The 17,523-nt window shown below is 42.6% G+C and carries 14 protein-coding genes; all 14 read right to left on the bottom strand.

Going from position 1 to position 17,523, the window contains the following annotated elements:
• Nucleotides 1-76 precede the first annotated feature (76 nt).
• The 14 genes from ACJV7B_RS01960 to ACJV7B_RS01895 all read right to left on the bottom strand — a co-directional run bounded on the left by ACJV7B_RS01960 (nt 77) and on the right by ACJV7B_RS01895 (nt 17,522).
• A complete protein-coding gene (locus ACJV7B_RS01960; RefSeq protein ID WP_004127582.1) occupies nt 77-1,048 on the bottom strand; it encodes a cell division protein FtsQ/DivIB in 972 nt (323 codons plus the stop codon).
• A 73-nt stretch (nt 1,049-1,121) separates the two neighbouring features.
• Entirely contained in the window at nt 1,122-2,699 is a 1,578-nt protein-coding gene (murC, locus tag ACJV7B_RS01955) for a UDP-N-acetylmuramate--L-alanine ligase (protein WP_419388844.1), read from the bottom strand.
• A complete protein-coding gene (locus tag ACJV7B_RS01950; protein ID WP_419388843.1) occupies nt 2,699-3,898 on the bottom strand; it encodes a UDP-N-acetylglucosamine--N-acetylmuramyl-(pentapeptide) pyrophosphoryl-undecaprenol N-acetylglucosamine transferase in 1,200 nt (399 codons plus the stop codon). Before ACJV7B_RS01950 ends, murC begins: the two co-directional genes overlap by 1 nt.
• Nucleotides 3,899-3,925: 27 nt before the next feature.
• Nucleotides 3,926-5,161: a peptidoglycan glycosyltransferase FtsW gene (locus ACJV7B_RS01945; RefSeq protein WP_004136838.1), complete on the bottom strand. Its 1,236-nt coding sequence runs from the start codon at nt 5,159-5,161 to the stop codon at nt 3,926-3,928.
• A complete protein-coding gene (gene murD, locus ACJV7B_RS01940; RefSeq protein WP_419388842.1) occupies nt 5,142-6,734 on the bottom strand; it encodes a UDP-N-acetylmuramoyl-L-alanine--D-glutamate ligase in 1,593 nt (530 codons plus the stop codon). The genes ACJV7B_RS01945 and murD overlap by 20 nt, the downstream gene beginning before the upstream one ends.
• A 23-nt stretch (nt 6,735-6,757) precedes the next feature.
• Nucleotides 6,758-7,861 (bottom strand): phospho-N-acetylmuramoyl-pentapeptide-transferase, encoded by a 1,104-nt coding sequence (gene mraY / locus ACJV7B_RS01935; protein ID WP_004127598.1) that lies wholly within the window; start codon nt 7,859-7,861, stop codon nt 6,758-6,760.
• Nucleotides 7,862-7,892: 31 nt separating this feature from the next.
• Nucleotides 7,893-9,515 carry a UDP-N-acetylmuramoyl-tripeptide--D-alanyl-D-alanine ligase gene (locus tag ACJV7B_RS01930; protein WP_419388841.1) on the bottom strand — a complete coding sequence of 541 codons (1,623 nt, stop codon included), beginning with the start codon at nt 9,513-9,515 and terminating at the stop codon, nt 7,893-7,895.
• A 125-nt stretch (nt 9,516-9,640) separates the two neighbouring features.
• A complete protein-coding gene (locus tag ACJV7B_RS01925) occupies nt 9,641-10,588 on the bottom strand; it encodes a hypothetical protein (RefSeq protein ID WP_004127604.1) in 948 nt (315 codons plus the stop codon).
• A gap of 42 nt (nt 10,589-10,630) precedes the next feature.
• Complete coding sequence (locus ACJV7B_RS01920) at nt 10,631-12,472, bottom strand: peptidoglycan D,D-transpeptidase FtsI family protein (protein ID WP_116794212.1); 1,842 nt, start codon at nt 12,470-12,472, stop codon at nt 10,631-10,633.
• On the bottom strand, nt 12,472-13,086 hold the full coding sequence (locus ACJV7B_RS01915) for a hypothetical protein (protein ID WP_102694561.1): 615 nt from the start codon (nt 13,084-13,086) through the stop codon (nt 12,472-12,474). The genes ACJV7B_RS01920 and ACJV7B_RS01915 overlap by 1 nt, the downstream gene beginning before the upstream one ends.
• Nucleotides 13,087-13,088: 2 nt before the next feature.
• Nucleotides 13,089-14,114 carry a 16S rRNA (cytosine(1402)-N(4))-methyltransferase RsmH gene (gene rsmH, locus ACJV7B_RS01910; RefSeq protein WP_419388840.1) on the bottom strand — a complete coding sequence of 342 codons (1,026 nt, stop codon included), beginning with the start codon at nt 14,112-14,114 and terminating at the stop codon, nt 13,089-13,091.
• Entirely contained in the window at nt 14,114-14,953 is an 840-nt protein-coding gene (mraZ, locus tag ACJV7B_RS01905) for a division/cell wall cluster transcriptional repressor MraZ (protein WP_004136824.1), read from the bottom strand. The genes rsmH and mraZ overlap by 1 nt, the downstream gene beginning before the upstream one ends.
• A gap of 320 nt (nt 14,954-15,273) precedes the next feature.
• The gene (glnA, locus tag ACJV7B_RS01900) at nt 15,274-16,611 is read right to left on the bottom strand and encodes a type I glutamate--ammonia ligase (protein WP_004127624.1); all 1,338 of its coding nucleotides are present in this window, start codon (nt 16,609-16,611) and stop codon (nt 15,274-15,276) included.
• Nucleotides 16,612-16,817: 206 nt separating this feature from the next.
• Nucleotides 16,818-17,522, bottom strand: coding sequence for a hypothetical protein (locus ACJV7B_RS01895; RefSeq protein WP_419388839.1), 705 nt, complete (start codon nt 17,520-17,522; stop codon nt 16,818-16,820).
• Nucleotide 17,523 lies beyond the last annotated feature (1 nt).

The raw sequence follows: 17,523 nt of genomic DNA, 5'->3' as shown, positions 1-17,523 counted from the left end.
ACTATTATACACAAAAGCTTGACAATGCTACTAGCTAAATCTCAAAAGCAGAATCAAAGCAAAATCAAAGCAAAATCTACTTAAGAATTGGTCGTACAGGAGCCGAAACATCAAGCCTATGTTTATCTCCTATTTTGCTTGGATCGTCAATAATTTTAGCAACAATAGCCTTTTTTAATTCAATTTGTGAAGAATTTCCCCAAACAATAGTTCGCTTTACGTCACCAAGTTCCGTTTCAACAGAATCCTGCGTTTTTGCACTAACTTTTGTAACTCTGGCACGCATTGATTCCGGCAGCGAGCTTACGATTTTTACAGCTTCAAGAACGGCTCTATTGTTTAGACTTCGTTGAATATCCCCTACTTCGATTACTGGAATACCTTTAATAGATGCCTGCGCTACGGCATTCAAAACTCTACCCTTTGCATCCACAGCTGTGAGCTTACTGCTTTCGCGAGTTTTAAGCATTGCTGCAGGACGCTGAGCTCGCACTGTAATTTGTAAACTATGTGGGAAATTTTTAGTGACTTTAGCTTCGGTTACGCCAGGAATATCTTTAAGCTGACCAATTACCTCTTGCGAAGACACCAAAAATAGCGATTTGTCTACTTGAGTAGATGCTATCGATTCGATTTTCTGCTCACTCACCCATTCGTTAGAACCAGAAATAGTAATATCGTCTAGTTGAAGACGAAATACCGGTGAGAAAAATAGAAGCCATAAAAGCGAAGCAAGAACTGCAATAACAGCCATCACAGTTAAAACACGTTTAAACGTAAACTTCAAATAAGCGGACTTACGTTCTTTTAAACGCTCTTTGAAATTGACAATTCTAGGACGAGTCATCATTCCAAAAGATCCAGAAGTTTGACTTAACGTTTTCTTTATGAAGTCAAGACCTGGCAAGCGTCTAGCATCAACAAATTTGCCCTGATGCTTTTCTTCGCGATTAGGATTCGTATCTGCTAAATTAAGGCTTTTAACAGTGCGAGGATGCGGCTTATTTTCAGAAGAATCATTTGATTTACTAACAATCACGCGACCCATACCGCTCCTTTCTTCGTGAAGTTTAAGTTTCCTAAAGACTAGCAGATATTTCTTACTACTTCGCAAATTATTTTTACAATGCTTCTAGCATAACAGACGTCATATCAGTAATACTTCCAGCACCAACAGTAAGAAGAACATCTCCGAATTTTGCGCGCGCAGCCAGCTTCAACGCAGCCTCACGCATATTTTCCACAGCCTCAATTTGTACATTAAGATTCTGTGATTTTGCAGCCTCAACAATAGTTTCTGCATGAATATTAGGAAAATCTTCCTGCTTTTCGCGAGCTGGAAAAATGCCAGTAACAATCACATCGTCGGCCAAAGCCAAAGCATTAGCAAACTCACTGGCAAAAGCACGAGTCCTAGAGAACAAATGCGGCTGGAACAGCACACGCAATTTCGCTGAAGTATAGCGTCTTCTAGCAGCACGAAGTAAAGCTTCAATTTCCGTTGGATGATGCGCATAATCGTCAACAACAGTAACACCGTTAACGCATCCTCGAATATCAAATCTCCTAGAAGCTCCCCTAAAACTTTGAGCACCACGAGCCGCATCTTCCGGCTTCATTCCAAGCAATACTGCAGCAATAATAGCAGCCGAAGCGTTACGCGCATTGTGCAATCCTGGAATTAACAAACTAACTTCTAGGCTTACTGAATCTTTTATTTTTCCAGCATTTCCGGCAATATTTCCAGCAATATTTCCAGTCAAAACAAGCGTAAATACTTCTCGCCCACTTACAGCCTGCTCGCTTTCATGCTTAATACCAGCAAACTGCGCCAAATTTTGCACGCGAGCGCTAGTTGAAGCCCACGAATCGTAAGCACCGTAAGCAATTGTTGCGCGCAAAGTTTCATCCGACATTTTTTCAAGAACTTTTCTAGCACCTTCGTCATCAGCGCAAATTATTACGTGATTAATAGCGTGACTTACGTGCTCAACAAAAGCTTCACGGTAGCGTTCGCTAGAACCGTAATGATCTAAGTGATCCGCTTCAGCATTTGTTACGATTGCAATACTCGGGCGATATTTTTCAAAGCTTCCGTCTGATTCGTCAGCTTCAGCAACCATAACGCTTCCCTTACCCGCGTGACCGCCATCAATAACAGTGCCATCTGCAGCCTGTATTGATCCTCCAATCGCGTAGCTTGGGTCTGAAAGTTTTCCAGTTCCAGCAACGCTTAGTATGTGAGAAAGAAGCGAGCTTGTAGTTGTTTTACCGTGGGCTCCTGCAACAGTAACCCCAGTTTTTGAGGCAAGAAGTAGCGCAAGAATATCGCTTCTATGCACGAGTTTTACACCATGGGCGTAAGCTGCCACAATTTCTGGATTATTCGGCTTAATTGCGCTTGAATACACGAGCACATCTGCGCTGCTAATATGAGAAGCGTTTTGCCCAATTTCTACCGCAATACCTAATTCTTCCAAACGCTTTGTGTGATCGTTTTCTTCGCGGTCGCATCCGCTAACACTCACGCCTTCTTCGTGAAGCATTTCTGCAAGAACACTCATTCCTGCTCCACCAATGCCAATAAAATGCACTCTTCCAAGAGTGGATGCGTTTTTAGAATCTTCAAATGCAGCTTTTATTGGATTTAGAGTGATTTTAGAGCATAGCAAATCCGCATTATTATTAACATTCGACATTATTTTCTGCTTCCTTTTGCGATTTCAAGAATACGCTTTGCCATAACGTCTGCCGCGTTACGAATACCATAATTCCATGATTCTTTTCGCATATTTTGCAAACGCTTACTATCTTCTAATAAAGCTATTCCTTCAAGATTTAACCATTGAGCACTAAAATCGCAATCGTTTACCATAACCGCACCGCCAGCTTTTACAACAGGCTCAGCATTAAAACGCTGCTCACCGTTACCAATAGGAAGCGGCACATAAACTGCAGGCAATCCTAAAGCGGAAATTTCGGCAACAGTTCCAGCTCCAGCCCTGCAAATAACCAAGTCTGCACAAGCAAAAGCCCAGTCAATACGCTCTAAATATTCCGCAATATGATAATCACCTAATCCAGCATGATTTGGATTAATATCGTTTATTTGCGATTCACCTACTTGCTTTGCAACTATGCTTCGCACTTCTTCCGCTTTTGCGCGACCAGTTAAATGTATGACTTGCGCATGCTGCAAAATTTCTTTAGAAGCTTGAGCCACAGCCAGATTGATGCTTTTTGCTCCTAAAGAGCCTCCAGTTACCAAAATAATTGGTCGCTTTGGATCTAATCCAAGCTTGCAAGCGCCTTCAACTGCAGCCGATCCTCTATCTTCTTCTAGTTTTTTGCACAATGTAGAAATAGCAGGGCGAAGCGGCAATCCTACTCTTTTTGCTTCAGCACCGTTTTTTGCGTGCAAACCAGTGGTATTGTACACAGTTCCTATTTCTTCAGCCCATTTAGCACCTAATTTATTTGCCATTCCGGCTTTAGCATTCTGCTCGTGAATCACAATAGGAATATGCTTAGAATGAGCTTTAAAATAGACTGGAGCAGAAGCGTAGCCGCCGAATCCAACTACAATATCTGCCTTTCGTTTTAATAAAATATTTTGAACTTTGCGTGTTTCTTTAATCCAACGCAAAGGGAATTTTAGTGCGTCAAGATTTGGTTTTCTAGGGAAAGGAACTTTTTCTATAGTGTCAAGTTCGTATCCTGCTTCTGGAACAAGATCTTTTTCCAATCCAACAGCTGTACCAATTACGCTAATATAAGCGTTTGGTTCCATACGTTTTAATGCGTCCGCAACAGAAAGTAGTGGATTAACATGTCCTGCAGTTCCCCCTCCTGCAAGCACAATATGCACTTCTTTCTGATTAGCATTAGTTTGATTCATTATTTCCCCGATTCTTCAATTGTGCTACTATTTTTCCATTTTAAGCTGTGGGTTTGCTCGCATAAGACCATCAGCGACTCCTACTGCAACCAAACACATAACAAGCGAAGATCCGCCTGCAGACACAAACGGCATAGGAACTCCCATAACCGGCAATAGTTGCACTACTACAAGAATATTAACTAAGCCTTGACCTACAATCCACGTTGCTATGCACATTAAAGTTATTGAAATAAACTTAGATTTTGCTTGAAGCGCGGAAGAAAGCATGCACCAGCCGATTATTATGTACAAAATAACTACTGCAGCAGCAACCAAAAATCCCATTTCTTCGCCAATAATTGCAAAAATAAAATCGTTATGAGCGTAAGGTAAATAATTCCATTTTTCGCGCGAGTTACCAATACCAACGCCTAAGAGTCCTCCGGAAGCCATTGCGTATTGTGCGTGAATTGCTTGGAAGCACACGCCTTTAGCTGCTTTAGAGTCGCAACCGTGCAATGTTGCGAGAATTCTTCGCATACGATTTTGACTTGTTAAAACCAAAAGAGCAACCATTATGCAAGCAATAAATATGCTTCCAACAAGCCATTTGGTTGGAAATCCACCTAAATAGAAAGCTATAAGAGCAATAAGAATAATAATTAAAGCAGTACCAAGATCTTTACCGGCAATAACTAGCAGCAAAGATACGCCTAATCCGGCTGCGGCGGGAATATAGGCTCGCATTTGAACACGCTTATACGCTTCTTTTGCGGCAAGAAGTGCGATTGGAAGCCAAATACACAAAGATAGTTTTGTGATTTCTGCAGGTTGCAAAGTAATAGGGCCAAAAGCAATCCATCCCGCGTTACCATTAACCTCTCGACGCAAACCTGGCACAAAGGTTAAAAACTGAGCTACGGCCGCAACAGCATAAATAATCGCAACATATTTTCTGTAGTACGAAACAGGCACGCGAGAAGCAAAAATATAACCAATCATGCCCAAAATGCAGTAAAGAGTTTGGTTTACACCCTGCCCCCAAGGTGCAACTCCGTAAGTAATCATTGTTACCGAGGAGCTAGAAAATACCATAAATAAGCCAAATATCGATAAAATAATTACCGATATTCTCATTCCATATAAGCACCAGAGAGGATTTGTTAAACTTTTCCATCCAAGATAATGCTTAAGCGCTAAATCTTGGCCTTGATCTTCACCACTTTTTTTGTGCACTAATGAGCGCAACCACTTAATTGGTTTATTGTTGTTTAATACCATGATTGTGTACCCATCGTTGAGATTCTTCAGCAAAGCGATTTCCACGATCAGCATACGAAACGAATTGATCCATAGAAGCACATGCTGGAGCAAGAAGCACAACATCACCAGGCTTAGCGTAACGCCCGGCAGCTTCTACAGTTTTTTGCATAACAGCTTCACCGAATGAAGAATCAGCATTTATAAGCGAATTATGCTCAATTCGCTCGCAAACCGCATCGTCAATACCATTATACGATTCAGCACTAGAACCGTCTGGAGCAACAATAGTTACAGGAATATTTGGAGCAGAATTATGAATAGCTTCAACAATCGGACGCTGATCTACTCCAATAACAACAACTGCTTTAATCACATGAAGTTGGTTTGCAATTAAATCTTCAAAATGACCGCCTTTTGCCAAGCCGCCAGCAATCCAAACTACAGAATTATTAGCAAAACTTGCTAAAGACGCTGCTGCAGCGTGAGCATTAGTTGCTTTAGAATCATCAACGAATCGAATAGAATGCGAAGGATTGCAATCTTGAGCCTTCAAAGTTGCAACAGTTTGAATTCGATGCCCGCCTGGAGCAAACTCACATAAAGCACGAACTGAAGAATCAACGTTTCCAGTTAAGCCAAGAGCTAAAGCCAATGCAGTAAGAGCGTCAGCCAACAAATGCGGGTAAACTGTGCCATCTGGCTCGCATAAATGACGCAAATCACGTAAAGCAACAATACGCTTCAATACTCCAGGATCTCCTCCAGCAACACCGCTGTTATCCACAATCCAACCGTCTTTAACACCAAGCTCTCCCAAAGAAGGCTCACTTAAAGTAAATCCAATACGCTTGCAGCCCGAAGCTACTTTTGCAGCCTGAGCTAATGCTTTAACTTTTTCATCTTGAGCATTGTAAACTAAAGCTTTGCGAACGTTATTAAAAACTTTTGACTTGTCGTGAGCATAAGCTTCCATGCCACCATGCCAATCTAAATGATCGGCAGCAATATTTGTAATAGCAGCACAATCAAGAGCTAAAGAATCAGTAAAATGCAACTGGAAAGAGCTTAATTCAACACATAAAGCGTCGTGATTAGCTTCCAATGCTGCATGAGAAACAGATTTTCCAATATTTCCCACAGCTGGAGCATCTAATCCACAAGCGGTTAGCATTGCTGAAGTCATTTCTGTAGTGGAAGTTTTGCCATTAGTTCCGGTAATACCAATCCAATAAGCAGGTTTATTCGTGCTCTTAGAAGGAACGCGCAAACGCCACGCTAATTCAACTTCACTCATTACTGGAATATGATGCGATTGAGCTTCTTGCAAAAATGGTGTACGCGGATTAAAAACCGGAGAAGTCACCACAGCGTCTATTTTAGACCAGTTAATTTCTTCAAAATTATGAATATCAGCTTCAGGCTTTTTTTCGTCTGCAGTTATAGGATTAGACCCAACAGCTCGCAAAACTTCAACAGCTCCACGTCCAGAAACACCGAGGCCTGCAACAAGAACATTTTTGAACGTGAACGTGCTACTGCACTCGCATGATGATAGTGAAACAGACGAATCAGAACTCTTAAGAGTACTCATATTGAAGCCTTCCAATTTTTATATTAAATAAGCAATCCAGAACGACCTGCCCAATCCGCGTAGAACATCATAAGCGCAGAAAGAACAAACATAAGCTCAATCATCCAAAAACGCACAACAACCTTTGTTTCCGTCCAACCGAGCAATTCAAAATGATGATGAATAGGAGCCATTTTGAAAACGCGTTTATGCGTTGCTTTAAAGAAGCCAACCTGAATAACATCACTTGCAGCTTCCATTACGAACAGTCCGCCCAAAATTACTGCCAAAAACTCTGTGTGCGTAGCAATAGAAATAGCAGCAAACAAGCCACCCAACGCAAGAGAGCCAGTGTCTCCCATAAATACTTGAGCAGGATTGGAATTAAACCACAAGAAACCGAAGCATGCAACAGCTGCACAAACGGAAATAATAGTTAAATCAAGAGGATCAGAAACAGCGTAAGAGAAGCCAAAATGGCCGCCGCCGCGCACATGGTAGCTTTCCCAAAAGGCAATCAAAGCGTAACCTGCAAAAGCAATCATAGAAGAGCCAGAAGCTAAGCCATCAAGACCATCGGTCAAATTTACAGCATTAGACCATGCAGCAACTAGGAAATTCACCCAAATAATAAACACAACAATTCCAACGCCCTTACCGAGTATTGAAAAATCAAAGAATGGTCGCTCAATAAAACTCATTCCAGGCTGAGCGCTAGCAATACCAGATTGCGTTGGAAGAAGCAACGCAAGAATAGCGTAAATACTTGCAAAAACAATCTGCCCAATGAATTTAGCATGCACAGAAAGACCAAGATTCTGCTTTTTTCTAACCTTAGCAAAATCGTCAATGAAGCCAAGCAAACCCATAGAAAGCATGGCAAAAAGCACTAAAACGGCAGACCAGGAAGGTGCCCTTCCAACAGCCATGTAGCGGTAAAGTGCAGAAGCAGCCCAGCCTGCAACAACGGCAAGATTAATAACAACACCGCCCATAGTTGGAGTTCCGCGCTTTACTAAATGAGATTGCGGGCCATCCTGACGAATGTACTGCCCATAATGCAAGCGGTGCACCAACCGAATAAGCAGAGGCGTGCCTATAATCGTCACAACTAGCGACACAACAATTCCGATAATAAGCGCAATCACCGCTTAACCTCCGTTTTATATTCCGTTTGCACTACTTATTAATACTGGCCCAACGTTCAGCCAACACACTTAAACCTGAGGCATGCGAACCTTTCAATAACACAACACTACTCGGATGGTCGGCCACAATCTTCCAAACAAGTTCATTAGCCTCATAAGAGCTATGAGCTAAATGCACTGCATCATTGGCTGAAAGCTTTTTATTTTCCCAAGAATTGCGAGCGCCGTCTACAATACACTGGGCTAAATTGTCTAAATCAGAATCCGTTTTTGAGCCAACAGCTATAACAGCATCAACATTTGACTTAGCAGCATATGAGCCAATATTTTCGTGCAATTCGCACTCATTTTTGCCGAGTTCAAGCATTGAACCTAAAACAGCAATTCGGAAAACATTAGACTTCTTTGCATTGTCTTTACTTTCGTAAGCGCATAAGCCGTCAAGTCCAGCTTTCATAGAATCAGGGTTAGCATTAAAGGAATCGTCAATAAGCGTAAACTCTTTGCCATCATAAGAAACGGTACTAAGCTGCATGCGATGCGGACTAATATGTGAAACTTTGCCAAGAACATCCGCAATATTTTCTAAAGGCATACCAAAATAGCGAGCAACATTTGCTGCAGCAAGAGCGTTCATAACATTATGCTCGCCTTGTATAGCAAGATGAACTTGCGTTTTATTCGTGCATTCAGAAGAATCTTCAGAAGATTTTTCGTATTCGCTAAGCGTAAAAGTTGGCTTCCCAAAAGAATCAAGTTCTATGCAACTCGCACAAAGTTGATACTCGCTTTTAGGAGCTGATTCAAGCAAACCATTTTTAAGATTTCTGCCAAAGTAACGAACATGATCTTTGTCTGCAAGATTACTCATTGCAAAAACCCTAAAATCGTCCGCGTTTAACACTGCAATACCATGCGGCACAAGCCCTTGCACAATCTCACTTTTTGCCTGCGCAATGCGCTCAACTGAACCAAACTCTCCCAAGTGAGCAACACCAACTTTAAGTACGACAGCAATATCTGGTGGAGCAATTTTTGTTAAATTCGCGATTTCACCAACATGGTTAGCACCCATTTCTGCTACTAAGAATCTAGTAGATGGACCAACTTTTAAAGAGGTTAAAGGCAAGCCGATTTCGTTATTAAAAGATCCAACAGGAGCAACAGTTTCACCCAAAGTGCTAAGCAATGACTTAAGCATATCTTTAGTTGTTGTTTTTCCAACAGAACCAGTAATCCCAACAATTGTAAACGGCTGCTGTAATTCGCGTCTACGCTGCAAATTATGTTTAGCAAGCAATCCTAAAGCTTCAACGGAATTTTTAACAACAATCTGAGTAATATAAACGTCTTTTACAAAATGCTCAACAATTGCTAATACGGCCCCAGATTTTTCAGCGCTTTCTACATAGTCGTGACCGTCAACATGTTCACCAGCGATTGCAACAAAAACGGATCCTTCACGAACTTCACGAGAATCAGTAAAAACGGATGTAGCAGTAATGTTTTCTTGCTTTGTATTAGAGGAATTATTTTGATTACTAACATGCACAGTGCCATTGACTGCAGAAGCAATTTCAAAAACACTCATAGGCATCATGCTATTTTGAGTCTTCGCTTCACTAATTGCCTCATGGTTTTGATCACAACTCATAAAATCCTCCTAAATGCTCCGCATGCTTAAAACACTCAAAGCCCAAATCCAAAGTCCAAAATCCAAGTCTAAAACATCCGCTCAAATTAGTTTGCACAACTAAAACGCATGCGCAAACTACCTATTTAACGCAATTCGTGAGAAACACGCAATGCGCTTTTAATAGTTCCACGACGCACTCCAGCAGCCAATACCATTGCGATTGCTAGTGAAAGATGACGCTTAATATTTTGTCCGCCAATTTCGTCTGCTAATTGCGCTAATTCGTCAGATTCAGTAGATCTTGTAACGCAATACGAGTGATCTCTGCTACTAAAACCGTAGCGTTGTCGCAAAGAATAAAAACTTATATTGTCAGTTGCAGTTGTAGTGGCATTGTTAGTTGACTTGGTATTTGACTTTGTAGTTGACTTAGAGTCGTCGTCTACTTGAGATTTCTCCGCGCCTAAAACGTCAATATTTACCGACTGCAACGCATTTTTCGACAAAGTCGCGCTATTAAGTGCAATAACTACTGCAGCAGCACCATCTTCTGCACAAACTGACAGAGTATGCTGAACATCAGCAATATTTAACGGATATTCCAGCGAAAGTTCACGCTGCAAAGAAGACGAACCGGCGTCACTAATCACGCCAACAGGATTACCAAGCATGTGTAGAAAGTCTGCCAGTCGCAAAACATTAGCATGAATTTCATCATCATCGTCACCTGCAACAGCAAAAGTTGCGATGCAAGAAGAAGGATCGAAATTAATATCGCAAGCAAGCTTTCCAAGAGCAACAGGATTAGCAGAAGATACAAGTAGCGGTATTCCTAAATCCACAGCTTCATTACGAAACTCCGGTGGAACTAGAGCAGCATACGCTCCAGCATCTCTAGCAGCCTCAAGTTGACGACGATCAACGTGGCCGAGCGGCACAAACAGGCAACCAGGATGCACTTGACGCACATCATGAGCAATAGAAGTAACAGTTACCTCAGATGCAAACGCTGGAACAACTTCAAAACCATAGTTTTTTGCAGCAAAACCTAAAGTAACTCTTACTCTTGAATATTCATCAACCACATTCATTGCACACCCTACTTAGTATTAAACAACATTGTAATGCGCTCATTACCAATTTACCGCAACAGGGTTCGTGCGTGCAGCAGAAGTTGGAACATCGTACTTTTGCATAAGGAATTCGCCGATTGTCTTGAACAATGGGCCTGCAGTCATACCACCGTAAACGCCTTGCGGATCTTTTAGCACAACGGTTACGATGAATCGAGGATTATCCGCCGGAATAGCACCAGACCAGTCGCTAATTGTGGAGCTAAGACGGCCATCAGGTCCCGCAACTTCTGCAGTACCACTCTTTGCAGCAACACGGTAACCATCAACACCTGCGAAACTGTGATAATGCTCACCTGAGTTTTCAAGAGCGTTCATCATTTGAGCTGCAACATTCTCATCAATAACTCGCGTTCCTTGAGCACGCCCAGCTTTAGTTACATGACCATTAGAATCAATAACAGACTTAATCAAAGTTTGACGCAGTTTCACGCCTTTATTCGCAATAGTTGCCATAGCATTAGTAAGCTGCAAAGCGTTCACAGCATAACCTTGGCCGAAGAGAACAGTATCTTTCTTACGACCATCCCAAGATTGCATGCTAGGAAGCAAACCGCGAGATTCACCCTGCAAATTCAATCCGGTATACTGACCAAGACCAAACTTATAAAGATATTCGTAGCGCTTATCTAACGGATACCTTTCGCCAGCCATAACCATACCAATGTTTGAAGATTCAGCAAGAATACCAGCCAAAGTCCAATGTTCAACACCATGATCAACAGCATCATGATATGTTTGACCATTCTTATTAATGCTGTTAGGAACCGCAAACTGATCGCTAAGCTTGTGAGCGCCGGTTTGCAACATACCAGCCATTGCAAAAGCCTTACCAATAGAACCTGGTTCAAAGGTTTGACTTACTGCACGAGACACGTTTACTTTGGATTGTGTGCTACCAGCTTTAATATCGTCAGTATCTTCCAAAGCAAGAATTTCGCCAGTTCGAACATCCTGAACTACTGCAACACCCCATGCTGCACGATATTGTTTCTTTCCGTCAAGAAGAACCTTCTTAACATACCAATCAACATCGCTATCAATCGTAAGCTTAATATCACTGCCGTTTACAGCAGGTTTAGATTCTGTTACAGTTCCTGGAATCTTCTCATTTCCAACATTATTACCTTGATAACGCTGGTAGCCGTCTACACCGTTTAAGGTGGAGTCATGAGTTAGCTCAAGTCCAGAAACACCAACTTCGCCCTTGCGATTCTTTAAGTCTTTACGATTAACTTCATCTGCATTTGAAACTGCGCCAATTACAGAACCAAGAATTGGACCGCTAGAATACACGCGCTCACTACTATTTTCTGCATAAATGCATCCGGAAAGATTAAGATTGTCAATAGCGCGCTTAACTGCAGGAGTTACGTTACGCTTCAACAAAACGTAACGACCAACGCCAGCTAATTTTCCGCCAAGCTCTACAGAACTCATGTGAAGAATCGGAGCTAGCAAACGAGCAACCGCCACAGCGCCCGTGCCCTCTACCGGTTTACCATTTAGCATATGGCAATTATTTTCAGTCTGCTTAGTGCATGGCGTAGGCTTAAAAGCCTGAGCGTTAAGAGGGTCTCCAATAATATTGAATCTCTCAACGCTTTGTGCAAGAACAGCACCATTGGAATCCAAAATTTTGCCACGACGAGCAAGAATTGGGCGCACTCTACTGCGTTCTGCTTGAGCTGCCTGTGCAGTAGAACGTGCGTTAATTAGCTGAATATAGCTAAGCTTTACAACGGCACAAATGCCTATGAAAGCGAAAACTATAGCAATAACAGCGCATTTACGAACAAAGTTTTGTTCTTTGGCGAAACGTTGTTTAAAAATGTGGCGCATCAATGTTTCTCCTGTTTTGTTTGTTGTGACTGTTGTTTTTGTTGCTGTTCTTTAGTTTTGTTTTTAGGTTTATTTTTAGGCTTATTTTTAGGCTTATTTTGCGAATTATTATTGTTTGGAACTTCTTTTTTGTTCTTGTGATTATGTTTTCGTTTAGCCGCGTAATCACTTAAATCAATCGCAATAGAACCTTGCTGCGGAATCATACCCATGCGTTGCGCTTTCGAAGGAAGCTCAGCATCCAAAGTATCGAGCTTTGCTTGCTTAGCTTCAACATCTTGATGCAAGCGTGAAATACGAGATTGCGTAGCAGTCTGTTCAAAAGAAAGCTCAGCCATTTGCGTACGAAGCATAAGCGAAGTAGACAAAGTCACAACCATGAAAATCACAATAATCATGAAATTTATGATTGGAACTTTGCGCGTATTACTCCAGTTCATAACTTTCTGCAAGCGATTAAAAACCACGGAAGTTTGACGCTTAGCAGCACCAAATACTGCTGTGGAGGAATTTCGCGAATAATCTTTACGAGTTGACGAATCCTTAACACGACCTGCAGGAGCGGAAGTAGAAGAAGCCGAACGCAATACGCGATTTTTAGTATTCAATACCATTTTTATCGGCCTCCTTTACGAGGCTCTAAGCCATAAGCTTCATCTTTAAGCCTATTAAGCCAACGATTAGGAATAGGACGACACAATTCAACAGCGCGCAAACGAACTGAGGAAGAGCGAGTATTATGCTCAATCTCCTCTTTAGATGCTTTCATTGCGCCTCTTGTAAGAGACTTAAAGAAAGGCTGAGCATCTTCAGGAATAACAGGCATATTCGCTGGAACGTCAACAGTTAAGCCTTTATTCATAAAGCGCTTAACAGTTGTGTCTTCCAAAGAATGGTAAGACTCAACTACAAGACGGCCATGTTCACGAAGATGCAAAGCAATCTTTGGAAGCGTACGCTGAAGCTTATCTAACTCACCATTTACTTCAATACGCAAAGCCTGGAAAACGCGCTTAGCTGGATTTCCAGTAGCGCGATGAGCCTTAGGAATCACATCGTCAACTAAACGAACAAGCTGTAGGGAAGTTAAAAGAGGCTGGTCTTCGCGAGTTTCAACAATTCGACGCGCAATAAGAGACGCAAAACGCTCTTCGCCATACTCGCGGAAAATCACAGTTAATTCGCGAGCATCATATGTTGCTAAAATCGTTGCCGCAGTAGTAGATTGCGTAGTATCCATACGCATATCAAGAGCGGTGTCGTGAGAGTAGGAGAAGCCGCGATCTGCTTCGTCAATTTGCAGGCTAGAAAGACCCAAATCCATAAAAGCTGCATCAATTGAATCAATATTATGCGCGTTTAAGACTGAGTCAATTTCGTCAAAAGCTGCGTGAGCCGGAATAAAACGATTTTCCAAACCTTCGTTACGCATGCGTTCTGTAGCTAAAGACAGCGCCTCAGAATCTCGATCAATTCCAATAAGAGTTGCAAAAGGAGCTGCTTTAAGAAATGCTGTAGCATGGCCGGCAAGACCTAGTGTGCAATCCACTACAACCGCGTCTTTATGCTGCAAAGCAGGAGTTACTAAATCGACGCAATCTTGCAATAAAACCGGGGCGTGTATGGTTGTAATATCTTGCATTACATCACCGCCGGAAGTACATCGTCAGCAATATCGGAATAACCTTGCTCACGATCAGCAAGATAAGCTTCCCAAGCCGACTTATTCCAAATTTCAGCACGCGTACCAACACCAATAACAACGATTTCGTTACCTAAACTGGCGTAATCCCTAAGCATTGTCGGCACAACAATACGACCTTGCTTATCTGGCTCTTCGTCAACAGCGCCAGAAAGAAAGACGCGCAAATAATCACGAGCAGACTTATTGCTCATAGAAGTGCGCTGAATTTGCGTGGTCATGCGCTGAAACTCAGTCATTGGAAGCACGTAAACGCAACGCTCTTGGCCACGAGCCATAACAAAACCGCTTCCAAGTTGAGCGCGGAATTTTGCAGGAAGAGCCACGCGACCCTTATCGTCGATTTTCGGAGTGTAAGTTCCAAGCAAAATAGGAGCTAATGGCGAAACAGCAGGATTTTGCACATACTGAACAGGCTGCTGCATTGGCTGAACTGGCTGCTGAACATTAGAGAACGGTGCAATTGGCATAGCTGCAGCTTGAGTAGCTGAATTATAAGCACCGGATGGAGTGGAGGTGAATGTCGGCGCTTGAATTGCTTGCTGAACAGCTGGCATAGAAGTTGAAGACACTCCGTAAGAGCCCTGAGCTTGCTGCGAATACTGAGGTTGAACAGGCTGAACATATGACGTCGGAATCTGCGTGGGTTCAGCTTGCAGTGGCATCTGCGTTTGCTGAGACATATCAGATTCAGTGGAGAAACCAGCCTGATTTACGGAATGCACAGAGGCAGAATTGGCTTTATTCCGCGGTTGCTTATTAGCAGCACGACGTGCCATACTCCACCTCCTAAATCAACGCACACTATGCCATTTGCACGTTAGTCACCATTTTACCCCATTCCTCCCCAAAAATCCCCACTTTTTTGCAAAATTTTTGATTTTTTTTCAAAAAAGCACCACCAGAAATAAAAATGAGACACTCGCGCAGCGCGACGTCTGCAGCAGTGTCCCAAAACAAGCAAAATGAGACACTCGCGCAGAACGCAAACTGCAGCAGTGTCCCAAAACAAACAAAATGAGACCCTAACGCAGCACGGTTTCTGCGTTAGGGTCTCTAAAGTGCTAAAAAGCACCAAAAAGCGCAAGAGCGATTATAATTACAAACGCGGCAAATACTTCTCCAGCTCGAAAGGCGTAACCTGTCGGCGGTACTCTTCCCATTCCTGATGCTTATTACGCAAGAAATACTCAAAAGCATGCTCGCCTAATACGCTTGCCACAAAGTCCGAGCGCTCCATAATCTTTAGAGCCTCATCCAAGGATTCCGGCAATGGCTGAATTCCCATTGCCTGACGCTCAGCATCAGTAAGCTCCCACACGTCGTCGCTAGTTGGATCGCACAAAGTCATTTGCTTTTCAATGCCATCCAAGCCTGCAGCCAAAAGCACAGAGTAAGCAAGATATGGGTTCGCCACAGGATCCAAAGCGCGGAATTCCATCCTGCAAGAATTACCCTTTCCAGGCTTGTATTGCGGCACGCGAAGAAGCGCGGAACGGTTGCTATGACCCCAGCACACGTAGCTAGGAGCTTCCGCCCCACCCCACAAGCGCTTATAAGAGTTCACATACTGATCTGTTACAGCGCAAATTTCCGAAGCGTGATGCAAAATACCTGCCGCAAACTGACGCGCAATAAGAGACATATTAAACTCTTGACCAGCCTCATAGAAAGCGTTCGTATCTCCCTCGAACAAGCTCAAATGCGTGTGCATGCCAGATCCCGGCTGATCGGTTAGCGGCTTTGGCATAAAGCTTGCGTATATTCCGCGCTCAAGCGAAATCTCCTTGACTACAGTGCGGAAAGTCATAATATTATCCGCGGTAGTAAGCGCATCAGCGTAACGCAAGTCGATTTCGTTTTGACCAGGTCCACCTTCGTGGTGCGAATACTCTACAGAAATGCCCATCTGCTCCAGCATGCTTACAGCATTGCGGCGGAAATCCATTGCCGAACTTCTAGGAACGTGATCAAAGTATCCGCCTTCGTCAATCGGCACAGGAGCTTTGGACCAATCATCTTGAGCTTCGAACAAATAAAACTCAATTTCCGGATGCACATAGAAAGTAAAGCCCTTTTCCTTCGCTTTTGCGAGCGCAGTTTTAAGCACGTGACGAGGGTCTCCAAGCGAAGGCTCGCCGTCGGGAGTTAAAACATCGCAGAACATGCGAGCTGTTCCTTCCGGGCCTCCGTGCCATGGAAGAATTTGGAAGGTTGATGGATCCGGCTTCACAATCATGTCGTCTTCCAAAACACGCGTCATGCCTTCTATTGCAGAGCCGTCAAATCCAATGCCTTCTTCAAACGCTGCCTCTAATTCTGCAGGGGCAATAGCAACGGATTTAAGCGTGCCAAGCACATCCGTGAACCAGAGTCGAATAAAACGCACGTCTCGCTCTTCAACAGTACGTAGAGCAAACTCTTGTTGTCTATCCATAAATCAGCCCCTTGGGTAGCATTTTACCGCGCTAATGTTGAGCTTAAGCCAATTTGCGCAGTAATATTTATAAGCTCTATAAAATCTATAAGCTCGTTATGTATATTGTAGTGTATTCTTGCAAAATATTCTGCACGAATCTAAGCTATACGCAATGAATTTACGTAATCGTAATGAATTGCGAATTATATGCTCATATTTATTATCTAGTTTATTTTGCCGTATTTTTGGAATATTTTGTATGCTTCTAAGTCACTTAAGTCGTCACTGTTGAACATTTCTAATCCACGTTTTTCAAGACTATCGGCGTTTTCCATGCAAATAGCAAGATCTTCAACATCTCTTGACCAAACAGCTAGTGCCATTGGTGCAACGATTTCTTGAGGTTCTTTTACAGCCTGGTAGATTTTTGCAGTTATTTTATCCGCACGATTTGTAATAAGCATTACGTCCATGCCGAAGAAGAATTCTACAAATTTTTTCACGTCTTCTTCTGGGCCGTTTCCTTCAAGATTTTTCAGTACTGCAACAGAACCCTGTTCTTCCGAAAAGCATCTGGCACTAACATTTGCCATTTTGCAGAAGGCTGCAAGTAATTTCGCCGGCTCAACGTATGCGATTATCATTGCAACTTTTGCTTTGTTGCCAAGCAAACCTTGTAAATCTTCTTCAAAATTTGCTTCTTCGATTCCGCGCATTGCTTCTTCGATAGAATTATTTTCTTGATTATTGCTATTGGAATCTTCTAATAAATCTTCGTTATTTGAGTTGCTTAGATTTTCTTTTTCTTGAAATTCTTTTTCAAAGCCTGCAAGCGCGTTATCTAATTCAGCATCTGTAAAAGAAGCGCGTACTGAATTGTCATCGTTACGCTCATCGTCATTTTTACGTTCATCACCATTGTTTGACATA

The sequence above is a fragment of the Gardnerella bretellae genome (genome assembly GCF_048545135.1).
GTDB classification, from domain to species: domain Bacteria; phylum Actinomycetota; class Actinomycetes; order Actinomycetales; family Bifidobacteriaceae; genus Bifidobacterium; species Bifidobacterium greenwoodii.
Note: the sequence above shows the minus strand (reverse complement) of the source record. Positions and strands in the feature narration are given on the sequence as shown.